General features: G+C 33.3%; 17 protein-coding genes. 11 read left to right on the top strand and 6 right to left on the bottom strand.

Translation table 11 applies throughout. From position 1 onward, the window contains the following. Positions 1-14 precede the first annotated feature (14 nt). Positions 15-521, top strand: coding sequence for an acyl-CoA thioesterase (locus MHH66_RS16310; protein ID WP_002012448.1), 507 nt, complete (start codon positions 15-17; stop codon positions 519-521). A 129-nt stretch (positions 522-650) separates the two neighbouring features. Here the strand turns inward: MHH66_RS16310 and MHH66_RS16305 are convergent, their stop codons facing one another. Further along, positions 651-737, bottom strand: coding sequence for a YjcZ family sporulation protein (locus MHH66_RS16305; RefSeq protein ID WP_000505094.1), 87 nt, complete (start codon positions 735-737; stop codon positions 651-653). Between the two features lie 159 nt (positions 738-896). Here MHH66_RS16305 and cls point away from each other — a divergent pair, with 159 nt between their 5' ends. The 4 genes from cls (at position 897) to MHH66_RS16285 (ending at position 3,668) form a co-directional block, all read left to right on the top strand. Next, complete coding sequence (gene cls, locus MHH66_RS16300) at positions 897-2,081, top strand: cardiolipin synthase (RefSeq protein WP_078184755.1); 1,185 nt, start codon at positions 897-899, stop codon at positions 2,079-2,081. Between the two features lie 32 nt (positions 2,082-2,113). Beyond that, positions 2,114-2,572 (top strand): spore coat protein, encoded by a 459-nt coding sequence (locus MHH66_RS16295; RefSeq protein ID WP_078184756.1) that lies wholly within the window; start codon positions 2,114-2,116, stop codon positions 2,570-2,572. Positions 2,573-2,769: 197 nt separating this feature from the next. Further along, entirely contained in the window at positions 2,770-2,949 is a 180-nt protein-coding gene (locus tag MHH66_RS16290) for a hypothetical protein (RefSeq protein WP_002065008.1), read from the top strand. A 98-nt stretch (positions 2,950-3,047) separates the two neighbouring features. Next, complete coding sequence (locus MHH66_RS16285; protein WP_012260779.1) at positions 3,048-3,668, top strand: NAD(P)-dependent oxidoreductase; 621 nt, start codon at positions 3,048-3,050, stop codon at positions 3,666-3,668. 24 nt (positions 3,669-3,692) lie between these two features. Here the strand turns inward: MHH66_RS16285 and MHH66_RS16280 are convergent, their stop codons facing one another. The 3 genes from MHH66_RS16280 to MHH66_RS16270 all read right to left on the bottom strand — a co-directional run bounded on the left by MHH66_RS16280 (position 3,693) and on the right by MHH66_RS16270 (position 6,581). Beyond that, positions 3,693-4,175: a DUF456 domain-containing protein gene (locus tag MHH66_RS16280; protein WP_000217328.1), complete on the bottom strand. Its 483-nt coding sequence runs from the start codon at positions 4,173-4,175 to the stop codon at positions 3,693-3,695. 1 nt (position 4,176) lies between these two features. Further along, positions 4,177-5,484: a hemolysin family protein gene (locus MHH66_RS16275; RefSeq protein ID WP_002086044.1), complete on the bottom strand. Its 1,308-nt coding sequence runs from the start codon at positions 5,482-5,484 to the stop codon at positions 4,177-4,179. Between the two features lie 209 nt (positions 5,485-5,693). Beyond that, positions 5,694-6,581 (bottom strand): hypothetical protein, encoded by an 888-nt coding sequence (locus MHH66_RS16270; RefSeq protein WP_078184757.1) that lies wholly within the window; start codon positions 6,579-6,581, stop codon positions 5,694-5,696. A gap of 350 nt (positions 6,582-6,931) precedes the next feature. Here MHH66_RS16270 and MHH66_RS16265 point away from each other — a divergent pair, with 350 nt between their 5' ends. The 6 genes from MHH66_RS16265 (at position 6,932) to MHH66_RS16240 (ending at position 11,717) form a co-directional block, all read left to right on the top strand. Continuing rightward, a complete protein-coding gene (locus MHH66_RS16265; RefSeq protein WP_078184758.1) occupies positions 6,932-7,519 on the top strand; it encodes a TetR/AcrR family transcriptional regulator in 588 nt (195 codons plus the stop codon). A gap of 8 nt (positions 7,520-7,527) precedes the next feature. Further along, positions 7,528-8,172, top strand: a complete 645-nt coding sequence (locus MHH66_RS16260) for an HXXEE domain-containing protein (RefSeq protein WP_002148541.1) — start codon at positions 7,528-7,530, stop codon at positions 8,170-8,172. 175 nt (positions 8,173-8,347) lie between these two features. Then, entirely contained in the window at positions 8,348-8,995 is a 648-nt protein-coding gene (cbpA, locus tag MHH66_RS16255; RefSeq protein ID WP_002086040.1) for a cyclic di-AMP binding protein CbpA, read from the top strand. Between the two features lie 441 nt (positions 8,996-9,436). Next, entirely contained in the window at positions 9,437-10,774 is a 1,338-nt protein-coding gene (gene brnQ4 / locus MHH66_RS16250) for a branched-chain amino acid transport system II carrier protein BrnQ4 (RefSeq protein WP_396022273.1), read from the top strand. Positions 10,775-10,840: 66 nt separating this feature from the next. Further along, on the top strand, positions 10,841-11,170 hold the full coding sequence (gene csaA / locus MHH66_RS16245; RefSeq protein ID WP_078184759.1) for a chaperone CsaA: 330 nt from the start codon (positions 10,841-10,843) through the stop codon (positions 11,168-11,170). Then, complete coding sequence (locus tag MHH66_RS16240; RefSeq protein WP_002135863.1) at positions 11,151-11,717, top strand: DUF1572 domain-containing protein; 567 nt, start codon at positions 11,151-11,153, stop codon at positions 11,715-11,717. The genes csaA and MHH66_RS16240 overlap by 20 nt, the downstream gene beginning before the upstream one ends. On the opposite strand, the gene MHH66_RS16235 is transcribed toward MHH66_RS16240, so the two are convergent. Beyond that, positions 11,690-11,995, bottom strand: a complete 306-nt coding sequence (locus MHH66_RS16235; RefSeq protein WP_078184760.1) for a permease — start codon at positions 11,993-11,995, stop codon at positions 11,690-11,692. The two genes, MHH66_RS16240 and MHH66_RS16235, sit on opposite strands and share 28 nt — an antisense overlap. 4 nt (positions 11,996-11,999) lie before the next feature. Then, on the bottom strand, positions 12,000-12,296 hold the full coding sequence (locus MHH66_RS16230; RefSeq protein WP_078184761.1) for a hypothetical protein: 297 nt from the start codon (positions 12,294-12,296) through the stop codon (positions 12,000-12,002). Between the last annotated feature and the right edge of the window lie 13 nt (positions 12,297-12,309).

Genomic DNA, 12,309 nt, shown 5'->3' with positions numbered 1-12,309 from the left:
AAGGGGTGATAACAATGACTGAAGTAAAGGGTAAAACAGCTAATGAATCAAGGGTGTTTAAAACGAGTCGAGTATTTCCAACGGATTTAAATGATCATAACACGCTATTTGGTGGAAAGATATTGGCGGAGATGGATATGGTTGCTTCAATTTCAGCAACGAGACACTCGAGAATGGAATGTGTCACAGCGTCTATGGATTGGGTAGATTTCTTACATCCAGTACGTTCTTCAGATTGTGTTAGTTATGAATCTTTCGTAATTTGGACGGGAAGAACTTCTATGGAGATATTTGTGAAAGTAGTAGCAGAAGATTTAATTTCAGGTAAAAAACGTGTAGCAGCAACTTCATTCGTTACTTTTGTTGCGCTTAGTAAGGAGAATAATCCAGTTCCTGTACCGCGTGTTATCCCTGAGACAGAAGAGGAGAAAGAATTGCATCGAATTGCTGTGTTACGTGCAGAACAGCGCCATATTCGTAAGGCAGAGAGTAAGAAGGTAGCTACACTGCTAACTTTTTGATGTAAAATACTTTCCTAGTGGTACTATTTTGTAATAGGTTAGGAGATTTTTGAAATGAAAAGCGGACACCTAAAAATAGGTGTCCGCTTTTATAGTTTTTTCATCCCCATATCGTACTACAATAACTGCTTAGCAGAAGCAAGCAGCACCGACGATAATTAAGAGGATAAATAATACGACTAGTAGCGCAAATCCATTACCATGTGCGAAGCCCATTGTTATTTCCTCCTTTTATTTTAAGATACAACATACAATATGCAGATGAGCTCCTGTTTGATATGGACGTATATCATGCAATGACATATTTTTTGTATGATAATGTTTTAAAAAAGGAAAGATATAGGAATAACAGTAGTTAGAGAAAGGAACGTATCCATGAAGCGCTTTTTAATTGTAATAATTTGTTTTATAGGTGTATTCATATGGATGAACGTTGATGTGGAAATGGGGAAGAAAATGGCTAGTGGATATGAATTAGAAAAAATCCGATCAGGGGATTTTCAAGTATATACGAACGGTGATGAGTTATATAAAAGTTTATTTGAGGATATAAATCGTGCAGAAAAGAATGTGTATATTCATTTTTATATTGTAGGAAAAGATGAAGTAAGCCAAAAGTTCTTACAGTTATTAGAGAAAAAAGCATCTAGCGGAGTAGATGTGAAATTGTCAGTAGACCGCATTGGCGGATATAAGCTTAAGAAAAAGATAATTAATCAATTAAAAGAAAAAGGCGTGAAGTTTACATTTAGTAAAAAACCTAAATTTAAAAACTTATTTTATTCTTTGCATCAACGTAATCATAGACGCATTGTTACTATAGATGGGAAAGTTTCTTACATTGGTGGCTTCAATATCGGAAAGGAATATCTTGGACAGGATCCTAAATTTGGTCCGTGGCGTGATTATCATGTACGCATCGAAGGGAATGGAGCTACTGATATGGAACGGAAGTTTGCGGAAGACTGGCAAGAAGATACGGGAGAAAAGTTTCCTATACACCAAGAGTTACCTGTACAAGGAAATGTAAAATATCAATACGTATTTTCGAATGGAAAAGGTTTATGGAAGGAGTATGGAGCGTTTTTAAAGAAGGCAAAACATTCTTTAATTATCGCTACACCATATTTTGTACCGAGTAAAGAAATGGTGAAGGGGCTGAAAGATGCATTAAATCGTGGTGTCCATGTAAAAATCCTCGTCCCATTTAAAAGTGATGCAGTATTGCTAAAACAGGCTGCCTATCCTTATTTGAAAGACATGTTAGATGCTGGAGCGGAGATTTATCAATATCGAAATGGATTTTTTCATGGGAAAGTAACAATCATCGATGAGGAAATGGTTGATATTGGTACAGCAAATTTTGATAATAGAAGTTTTTACTTAAATAACGAATCTAACTGTTTCATATATGATAAGACAGTCGTTGCTGACGTATGGAATCGATTAAAAGAAGACTTTCATAAATCAAAACGATTTTCTGAAGAAGATTTTGAGAAAATTAGTAGATGGGATTGGTTTCTAGCAAGAATATCAAATGTTATCGCATCATATTTATAGTATAGAGATGAAATAGGAAGGGAGGCGCTTTAATGGATTGTATGAAAGAATTGATGACATATAGTTACACACTTATATATAAAGTTGGAGAATACACGAGCAAGGTTCGAGATGAAGAATTAAAAGATATTTTGCAGCATCATTTGCCGTATATGTTACAAGCATATAATGAACAAGTGAATTTTCAAGAAGGAGAAAATATACAACATATAACTTGTAAACAAATGTGGCCGGAATTTACTGAAATGGATAGGGAAACAGATAATGAGTATACAGGGGATACTGGGATTGCTATTTGTTATATTTCACATTTGAAACGATTAGCATTAAAGTTTGCTCAAGTGGCAGTAGAAGTTGCGAACCCGGAGTTTCGTTCTTTTCTGGAAAATTGTTTTGTGAAAATGAATCGTTATGCTTATAGTGTTTGGCAATATGTTGTGAAGAAGGAATATAAGATTAAACATGTATATGAAAGTGAAAAATTCGCGTGAAAAGCTAAGGTGGAATGAAAGGCGCCTTAGTTTTTTTATGTCTAATGAAAGGCTCAATTAGAAGAATTGAGAAAAACCAGTTGTGTTATCGGAATATTTACAAAAGTTTACAATATCTTTACTGTTTTTAAATCTTCCCTTTAAAAAAAAAGAGTAATATGGGATTGTACATATTCTATCAAAGGGAGGAAACGCAAATGAACAAATGGGTTAAGTCATTAACTGCTATGGCACTTGCAAGTTCTTTATTAATGGTAGGTTGTAGTAAAGATGGGGATAAAAAGAAAGAGGATGACACAACTTCGCAGCAAGATGAAAAGAAAGATAAAGAAACAAGCGGAACAGACAAGTCTTCTGATTCGAAAGAAAAGAAATAAATAATAGAGCTTCCTCACATAAACGAGGAAGCTTTTTTATTGTATATTTGTATGTATTAGGGAAAAATAGAGAGAAAGAACTGAAGAGGGGATAATATATGAAAGTATGCATATTAGGAGCGACAGGTAGAGTAGGATCACAAATTATGAAATTGGCATTACAAGATTCATATGAAGTAACGGTATTAGTTCGTGATTTGAGTAAAGTGGAAATAGAGCATGAAAGGTTGCAAGTTATTAAGGGAAATGTATTAAGCGGAGATGATATAAAGGAAGCGATTAAAGGATGTGATATTGTAATTAGTGCTCTTGGAACTGATCGGAATGGGACGTTAGAGAAGAGTGTACCGATTATTATAAAGCAAATGGAAGAAGAGGGCATAAAGAAAATTGTTACAATAGGAACTGCTGGTATTTTACAAGCACGAACAAACCCAAGTATATATCGTTTCCAATCAAAAGAATCGAAAAGAAAAATGACAACAGCTGCGGAAGATCACTTAGCTGCTTATGAAGCGCTGAATAATAGTAAACTATGTTGGACTGTTGTTTGTCCGACGCATTTAATAGATGGTGATGTAACCGGTGTATATCGAACTGAACAAGATATGTTGCCAACAGATGGATCGAAAATCACAGTTGGTGATACAGCTCAGTTTACATGGAGTTTACGTAATAAAAGCTTATACGAGAAAAGCCGAGTAGGTATTTCATATTAAAAAACCATCCCAAAATAGGGATGGCTAAAAAATGATATAGCATACAAAGATGATAATCATAATGATTTGGAGAATGGCTTTGGCTACTGTACTACTTAAAAAACCGACAACAGTTGCAATTCCGACTAAAAGGGCGTCTTTTGGCGCCTTTTTATGCATTAGTTCCGTAATAAATACAGATAAGAACGGTATGATAATAAGCCCGAATGGTGGGAAGAAGAACGATCCGACAATGATAGAAACCATACCAACACGTTCGCCCGATTTTGTACTTCCGTATTTTTTTAGGAAGTATCCATTTGCAATAAAGTCAGCAACGAAAATGAAGAGTGTAAAAATGACTTGAATAATCCAAAAAGATGTCGTTAACTCTCCGCCGTTTATTCCAAAATGATAAATGAAATAGCCAGCCCATACGGCAAGGATGCCAGGGATAATGGGGTATATAAAGGCAAGAAATGAAACAATGAAACAAGCAATGATACAAATTGTTAGTAAAACAGTCACTTTATAGCTCCTTTGTAGTATCTAATTTATGTACAGCAATCTTTTTAATTTGATGCCCATCAAGTTCTAATGCTTTAAATTGAAAACCATCATATTCAACTGAATAGCCAGCCTCAATATTTAAATCAATTGATTGAGAGAGAAGCCAACCACCAATTGTATCTAAATCACTTTCATCGATATGTAGGCCAAACATATCATTTACTTCAGAAATGAGTACTTTCCCATCTAAAACAGTAAGCCTAGGAGTACGCTTTTCAATCATTGGTGATTCGTCTGCGTCAAATTCATCTTGAATTTCTCCGATAATTTCTTCAAGAATATCCTCCATCGTTAAAAGGCCAGCAGTTCCGCCGTATTCATCCATAACAATCGCCATTTGTACGCGGTTCTTTTGGAGGTGTATTAACGTTTTACGAATGGGAACTGTTTCAAATACAGTTAAAACAGGATGTATGTAGGCATCAAGTGGTTTGTAAATGCCTTTTGTTTGATTATGAAAAATCTCTTTCGTATTTATCATTCCGATAATATCATCTTTATCCTTTTCAATAATAGGATAACGTGTATACTTTTCAGTTGCAACGATTTTCATATTTTCTTCTAACGTATTTTCAGTAGATAAACAAACCATTTCAGTTCTAGGTACCATAATTTCTTTAGCAACACGATCATCAAATTCAAAAATATTATTTACATATTTATATTCGGTTTGATTAATTTCGCCGCTTTTATAGCTTTCACCTAAAATGAGTCGTAGTTCTTCTTCGGAATGGGCAAGTTCATTTTCTTTCGCAGGCTCTAAACCGAGTAATTTTGTGAAAAATATAGCTGCACTATTGAGAAGCCAAATGAACGGATACATAATTTTATCAAATAAAATAAGTGGTTTTGCAAATTTTAATGTGATTGCTTCAGCTTTTTGGATTGCGAAAGACTTAGGAACTAACTCGCCTAATACAACATGGAAAAAAGTAATCACACTAAAAGCAATAATAAAGGATAACGTGTTAGCCATTGTTCCAGTAATATTGATTTTTTCAAATAGTGGTCGCAGTAAATGTTCCACAGTTGGTTCACCAAGCCAACCAAGTCCTAAAGAGGTGATAGTAATGCCAAGCTGACAAGCGGATAAATAAACGTCTAAGTTAGATAAAACGCTTCTTGCAGCTAATGCTTGTTTATTACCTTCATTAGCAAGCTGGTCAATTCGACTTTTTCGTACTTTTACGACAGCGAATTCTGAAGCAACGAAAAAACCAGAAATAAGGATAAGTATAAAGATGAGAAAAATATTTAATATGTCCAAGTGTGTTCTTTATTCCTAATTTGGAATAAAGATGTCACCTCCTGTAATTATGTTATACTTTTATAATAAATCCAAATGAAAAGATTAGTCAAAGAAAATGGGTAAATAATGGTAGGTTTCTATAGTAGTTTTTTAATTTGCTGTTATTTTGTCCTCTATATAATAGGAATAACCGTCTACTTTTAATTTAAGTAGACGGTTATTCTATGTTATGGTTTCGAAATACTTCTAGTTAAAGTATACGTGTTTTGTTTAGAGTGGTTTGTTGTCCATAAAGCTTGGAGAAACGATAAGATGCTATATGGAATATAAAGTAGTAATAAACCAATTGTGACAACTATAGGTGCATTTCTACCAAATTGGACGATAAATTGTAATAGTCCGTTTGTATGAAAAATACATTCCATAAAAACGAATGAAAGAATAATGGAACTCAAAATAGATTTATGATTGGAAGTAAGCGCAATAAATAACGTATCAACAAGGAAAGATGAATTTTTTATTTCGTATTCATTAGTAGTATTTAAGAACGGTAGCCATTTTTTAATTGCTTGCATAACGATTATCATCGAAGTGCTACATACGATGATAAAAGAAGAGAAGAAAGGAAACTTTATGAATTTAGATATGTAGAGAAGTGATAATAGGACTGAACATTGTAATATCACAGTGCCAAAAGAATACGGTATCCAGCGAAATAAAGAACTACACTTTTTTAATGAGTTTGGTGCTTTTAAAAATAGATGGCCAATTCCTAGACTTATAAAGAAACCGATTACAAGAGTGAATGTGAAACGAACGATTGATAAAAAATATATTTCCCATATGTAGGGGAACAGTGGTGACGAATGGTTAGAGATATGTAGTATATTTTGTGTATGTACAAGCTGATTTGCTGAGAAAAGGATAGGCTCATGTATCCAATCAATTGTTGGAATTGAAATGGAAGAAGGCTGTGCTAAATTATGAAAAATGCTTACAAATCCAGTTAAGTAGGAGTAATTATGTGTAATGAATAATGCTGGAAGGGGACTTATGACAAAAATAATCAAAACACCGGCTATAAATTTACATATATGTGAGCGCAATAAGAACATACAATCACCTACTCTTAGAATATTCAGGAAATTCTTATTCTTATTTTAGCTTTTTTCAGGGGAAGTTACAATATATTTTTCTTTACCTATTGGTATATGGATAGTTTTAAATTATTTTTAGAAATTTATTTTATGTGTGGGATATAAAGCAGGAGAGGGTATATAACAGCATCCATACAAAAAACGTGAACAGTTTAGCATTTTCACGTTTTTTGTATGGGATGAATGAAAAGAAATGTAGGTAAATGTCGAAAGGATCAAATTGATTTTTCAAATTGGAAAGTGATACCATAAAGTTAAACAGTGTTTAAATCATTGTTTAATCGATAAATTCTAGAGGGGGAGATAAGTTGGGGGGAAATGAAAACATATCAACGAAAGAAAAGATTTTAAATACAACCTTGGAGTTAATTAAAAACGAAGGTTTTGAAAGGGTAACGATAAGGAAAATTGCATCATTGTCAGATGTAAATATTGCGCTTGTAAATTACCATTTTGGTTCAAAAGAAAAGTTGATTAGTGAGGCGATTAAAGTTTTGTTAATTAGCTTCCAAGGCACTTTTTCTATTTTAGATGATATTACAGTACCAGCGAAAGAAAGATTAAAAATATTTTTATTTGATTATGTACTAGTAATTCGGCAATATCCTGAGTTAGTCAGGAAGATTATTGCAATGGGAACTACGGTATTTACATCTCAATACGAATATGGAGATTTTTTGAAGAGGCTAGGTTTTAGTAAAGTGAAGAATATTTTGAGCGAAATAACAAATGAAGCGGATCAGGAAATTTTAATGATGATGACAGTGCAAATATTTGGATCCATTTTTCTTCCAGCATTAATGATGCCAATTCTTGAATCAGGAGCAGATATAAGAGTACTGCCTATAGAAAAACAGATTGATTTCCTATTTGAACGCTATTTTTATCAAAATTGAGATAGTGGGTGATAGAGATGGTTAGTTTCTTTAGAAAGCATTGGTATGATATAGGGTTAGTTGTGGCTATTGTTGTCGTTGTTTGTTTAGTCGCGAATTTGGGAGAAATAAGTGAAATAAAAGTACTGTTAGCGTTAAGTTTTGTAGCCATTTTAGTGCATCAATTTGAAGAGTATCGTTGGCCAGGTTATTTCGCTGGTCTGTTTAATGTAGTTATATTTAAAAGTGATATACCAGATCGCTATCCATTAAATACGCAATCTGCTATGGTAATAAATATTTTGATTGCGTATGTTTTTTATTTACTTCCGGTTTTCTTTCAAAATATAATATGGCTTGGGATGGCACCTATTTTAATGGGGTTTTTTCAATTCATATGGCATGGTATTTTTGCGAATATAAAAGCTAAAACAATATACAATCCGGGATTAGGTGCGGTTGTATTACTACATGTTCCGATTGGTTATGCATATATGAGATATGTTCTTTTACACAATCTAGCTACAAATTTGGATTGGATATTAGGGCTGATCTATTTTCTAGTAGCAACCTATTTTTTAATTATAAAAGGAAATATGTTAATGAAAAGTAAGGAGACAAATCATTATTTTTCTAAAAAGCAATTAGGTCCGTACAATGATGCAGTAAAGTGATCCAGAATGCAGAAGGGATTTTTGATGCTGAAGAGAGTACAAGTGAATGATTCATGAATAAATTATGACGAAAAAATGAATAATTTTCAGAAAAATAAAATAATATATTTATTTTTTTCTGAAAATATAATATAGTTATGGTACAGAAAGTATTTTAGCATAAGGAGGCTTTTTTATGAGGATTAAAGGGAATTATGTGCCAAAGAGGGAAGTTTTGTTTTGCTCAAGTTCAATTACGATAAGGGAAACGCTGGAACATTTAAATAAAACGGGGTATCGTTGTGTACCAGTTTTAGATGAAAAAAAAGAGAAGTTTTTAGGGAATGTATATAAAGTAGATATTTTAGAATATAAAGGTTCACTTGAAGATAATGTATTACAATTATTGAACGATAAAAATGGGTACGTGAGAGAAGACTCTTCCTTCTTTAAAGTATTTTTTACAATTAAAAAACTACCGTATTTATCAGTAGTTGATGAAAAAGGGGTCTTCCTTGGTATTTTAACTCATAAAAAAGTTTTTGAACTATTAGAGGATGCATGGGGAGTCCATTCTAGTAAATATTCTGTCATGATTGGAACACAAGATTATAATGGGGCCATTCAAAAATTATCGACAGTGCTAAAGAAATACACTGGTATTCAAAGCTTAATGACTTTTGATAATGATGCTTTATTAGTACGTAGAATAATGTTTACATTGGGAGAAGAGTTTGAAGATAGTGAATTAGAAACATTGCTAAAGGATTTAGAAGATCATGGATTTAGAGTGGTGTATGTTGAAGAGATGAAAAATCCACGTGAAGTTGAAACGATAGACTAACAAGTAAAGCCATCTTATTTTTGATGGCTTTTACTTTCTTTCACATAAAGATATCTAAATATAATAAAATATATGAATCGTAAATTTTAAAAAATATTTGTGTAATAGAATAAATAAAGGAAGTATATGTAGATAATTTTGATTTTCAAAAAAATCAAATTGAAAATATGTTTTTATTTTTCAACTAAATATGTTACTATATGTGTGATAAAAACAAAGAGGTCTGACAACTAAACTCCACGTTATACCACTCTGATGAGTTAAATTTTCAAAAAAATCAAAAATTAATAATTAGAGTAAGAATAAGGGGAATGGAGAAATTATGGAGAAAGACACTGCTTTGTAAGGGGCATATTTTATCATCTTGAGCAGAGAGGAGGATGCATAGCATATTGTGAAAAGAGATATAAACAATGAAAAAGTGCTATGCAAATGAAAAGCATGAAGGGACGTTTAAGGCCAGGTGATACGGTAGCGATTGGTTTAATGTTATTTGCACTATTTTTAGGAGCAGGAAATTTAATTTTCCCGCCAGTTTTAGGTCAACAAGCAGGAGAAAATGTTTGGATTGCTACAATTGGATTCCTTGTAACGGGAGTCGGATTACCCCTATTAGCTGTAACAGCTGTCGCGTTTGTAGAGGGGGACTTGAAAGCGCTATCTTCTAGAGTTCACCCTATATTTGCGTTTATTTTCCCATTGATTAGTTATTTAGCGATTGGACCATTTTTCGCGATTCCGCGTACTGGAGCTGTTTCATTTGAAATGGGTATGAAGCCATTTCTATCAGAGACAATGGTTTCTGAGTGGTACATGCTATTTCTTTTCACTATAGTTTTCTTCGGAATAACGTGGTATTTATCATTAAATCCATCTAAATTAGTGGATTGGTTCGGGAAATTTCTTACACCATTGTTAGTATTGATTGTTGCTGTTATTGTCGGAAAAGCAATTATTGATCCAATTGGAGAACCAGCTGCACCTTTAGCTGCTTATAAAGAGAATGCTTTCTTTGGTGGATTTATTCAAGGATATTTAACGATGGATGCGATTAGTGCACTGGTGTTTGGGATTGTTGTTGTACAAGTTATTCGCTCAAAAGGGATAAAAGAGAGCGGACAAATCGCAAAAATAACAGTTGTATCAGGGATTATTGCTGTATTAGGCTTAACGTTAATATATTTATCACTTGCATATCTCGGATCTACAAGTACATCACTTGGTGTGTCGGAGAACGGTGGTCTTATTTTAACGAATGTTGTAAATGAGTTATATGGAACAAGTGGCAAAATTTTATTAGGACTTGTAATTATACTCGCTTGTTTAACAACTTCTGTTGGATTAACATCTGCGTGTGCTGGCTTCTTTACAAACTTATTCCCAAAACTTTCGCATAAAACGATTGTAACTATGGTATGTGTATTTAGTTTAATTGTATCTAACCTAGGGTTAACACAATTAATCACAGTAACATTACCAGTGTTAATGATCATTTATCCAGTTGCAATTGTATTAATCGTTCTTTCATATTTCCATAAATGGATAGGGAAGCGTAATACAATATATATTGGAGCGATTTTAGGTGCGTTGTTAATTAGTTTCTTTAACGGTTTAGAAAGTGCGAACATTAAAATTGATGCGATTTCTAATGTGCTACAAATGTTACCATTATATAAAGAAGGAATAGGATGGCTAATCCCATCATGTATTGGCGGGATTCTCGGTTTCTTCTTCTATAAATCAAATGAATTAAGTGAATTACAAAAGAAAGGTGCTTAGGCGCCTTTCTTTTTTTGAAGGGGATTTTTATGTTTTGTCTAAGTAATAATTGGGAGGATTGATAAAATGGCTAGTTTTGAAGATTTTTTAACTTTTGATGTAAGAATTGGAACAGTAACACAGGCAGAGGAATTTAAAGAAGCGAGAGTGCCAGCGATTAAACTAGAAATTGATTTTGGTGAGCTTGGGGTCAAGCAGTCAAGTGCTCAAATTACGAAGAGATATAATCCAGAAGACTTAATCGGTCAGCAAATTGTTGCTGTTGTAAATTTTCCGCCAAAGCGTGTAGCTGGATTTAAATCGGAAGTGCTTGTATTAGGTGGAGTTCCTGAAGCTGGTGATGTTGTGTTGCTTCAGCCTAATATGGAACTGCCAAATGGAACAAAAATTAGTTAGTGTGAAGGTAGGGGGTAATATGGATATCGGACGAGAATATTTACAATGTGCCATTTCTAATTTCAAAACAACAAAGCAACAAGGAGAACGGGTACTTTCTCAATTATCATACGAACAAATACAATGGTCTTCTCATGAAGAAACAAATAGCATAGCGATTATAATGAAACATTTGCATGGTAATATGCGTTCAAGATGGACGGAATTTTTAACGTCTGATGGCGAAAAAATAGATCGTAACCGAGATGGTGAATTTGAAGGTGGCTACAATTCAAAACAAGAAGCGCTTGCTGCGTGGCAAGAAGGGTGGGAGTATGTTTTTAAAACGATGGATACTTTAACAGCAGAGCAGATTTTGCAGAAAGTATACATTCGTGGAGAAGAACACACTGTCATGCAAGCGATCGAAAGGCAAATTTCTCATTATGCTTTACATATTGGACAAATCATTTACATTGGTAAAATGTTAAAAGAAAATGAATGGGAGTGTTTAAGCATTCCTAGAGGTCAATCTACTAGTTATTTACAGAAAAAACGTTCAACGTAATAATATGAAAGAAACCGATATAAAATAGGAAGCAAAAAAATAAGCCAATTGATAGAGGGCTCCGTGAACATTAGAATGCTGCCAGCAATAAGCCCATATGTAATAAGAAAGAAACCAAAGAGTGTATTTATAGGAATAAAACGTGAGACAAATAATTGCTGATTTTTGAAACAAGTGTTGTGAAATAAATAAAAGCGGAAATACCGTGTAGAGGTAATAAGATCTTTCTTTCGCGCAATTCTTTTTTTGCATGTATGACAGATGAACGGTGGTTGCATTTCATTACGCTCCATTTTTTATATTTGTAATAATGTAAGACAAAAGTAAGCATAAAGTGTATGTTCCTATATACGCTCCTGCAATAAGGAAAAATGGATTCAGTAAAATTCCATGAATGCTCGTCATGAAAACTAAATCTTGTATTAAAACATCGTATATATTAATGGAAATAACTGTACCGAGTACATACAGTGCCAAGTACGCAGAAATATGTAGCACAATAGAGACTTTGGGATGTTTAGCGGACAAATAAAAAATGAATGATAGAACGATTGGTAATATTCCTATTAATAGCTTCAATTCATTTCACCTC

It is taken from the genome of Bacillus sp. FSL H8-0492 (assembly GCF_038006145.1).
Lineage (GTDB): Bacteria > Bacillota > Bacilli > Bacillales > Bacillaceae_G > Bacillus_A > Bacillus_A mycoides.
This window is presented reverse-complemented; position numbering and strand designations above follow the sequence as displayed.

Excerpts from the sequence above, each read along its gene's own strand:
- MHH66_RS16310 (WP_002012448.1), top strand. The coding sequence starts at position 15 with ATGACTGAAGTAAAGGGTAAAACAGCTAATGAATCAAGGGTGTTTAAA.
- MHH66_RS16305 (WP_000505094.1), bottom strand. The coding sequence starts at position 737 with ATGGGCTTCGCACATGGTAATGGATTTGCGCTACTAGTCGTATTATTT.
- cls (WP_078184755.1), top strand. The coding sequence starts at position 897 with ATGAAGCGCTTTTTAATTGTAATAATTTGTTTTATAGGTGTATTCATA.
- MHH66_RS16295 (WP_078184756.1), top strand. The coding sequence starts at position 2,114 with ATGGATTGTATGAAAGAATTGATGACATATAGTTACACACTTATATAT.
- MHH66_RS16290 (WP_002065008.1), top strand. The coding sequence starts at position 2,770 with ATGAACAAATGGGTTAAGTCATTAACTGCTATGGCACTTGCAAGTTCT.
- MHH66_RS16285 (WP_012260779.1), top strand. The coding sequence starts at position 3,048 with ATGAAAGTATGCATATTAGGAGCGACAGGTAGAGTAGGATCACAAATT.
- MHH66_RS16270 (WP_078184757.1), bottom strand. The coding sequence starts at position 6,581 with ATGTTCTTATTGCGCTCACATATATGTAAATTTATAGCCGGTGTTTTG.
- cbpA (WP_002086040.1), top strand. The coding sequence starts at position 8,348 with ATGAGGATTAAAGGGAATTATGTGCCAAAGAGGGAAGTTTTGTTTTGC.
- brnQ4 (WP_396022273.1), top strand. The coding sequence starts at position 9,437 with ATGAAGGGACGTTTAAGGCCAGGTGATACGGTAGCGATTGGTTTAATG.
- csaA (WP_078184759.1), top strand. The coding sequence starts at position 10,841 with ATGGCTAGTTTTGAAGATTTTTTAACTTTTGATGTAAGAATTGGAACA.
- MHH66_RS16240 (WP_002135863.1), top strand. The coding sequence starts at position 11,151 with ATGGAACAAAAATTAGTTAGTGTGAAGGTAGGGGGTAATATGGATATC.
- MHH66_RS16235 (WP_078184760.1), bottom strand. The coding sequence starts at position 11,995 with ATGCAACCACCGTTCATCTGTCATACATGCAAAAAAAGAATTGCGCGA.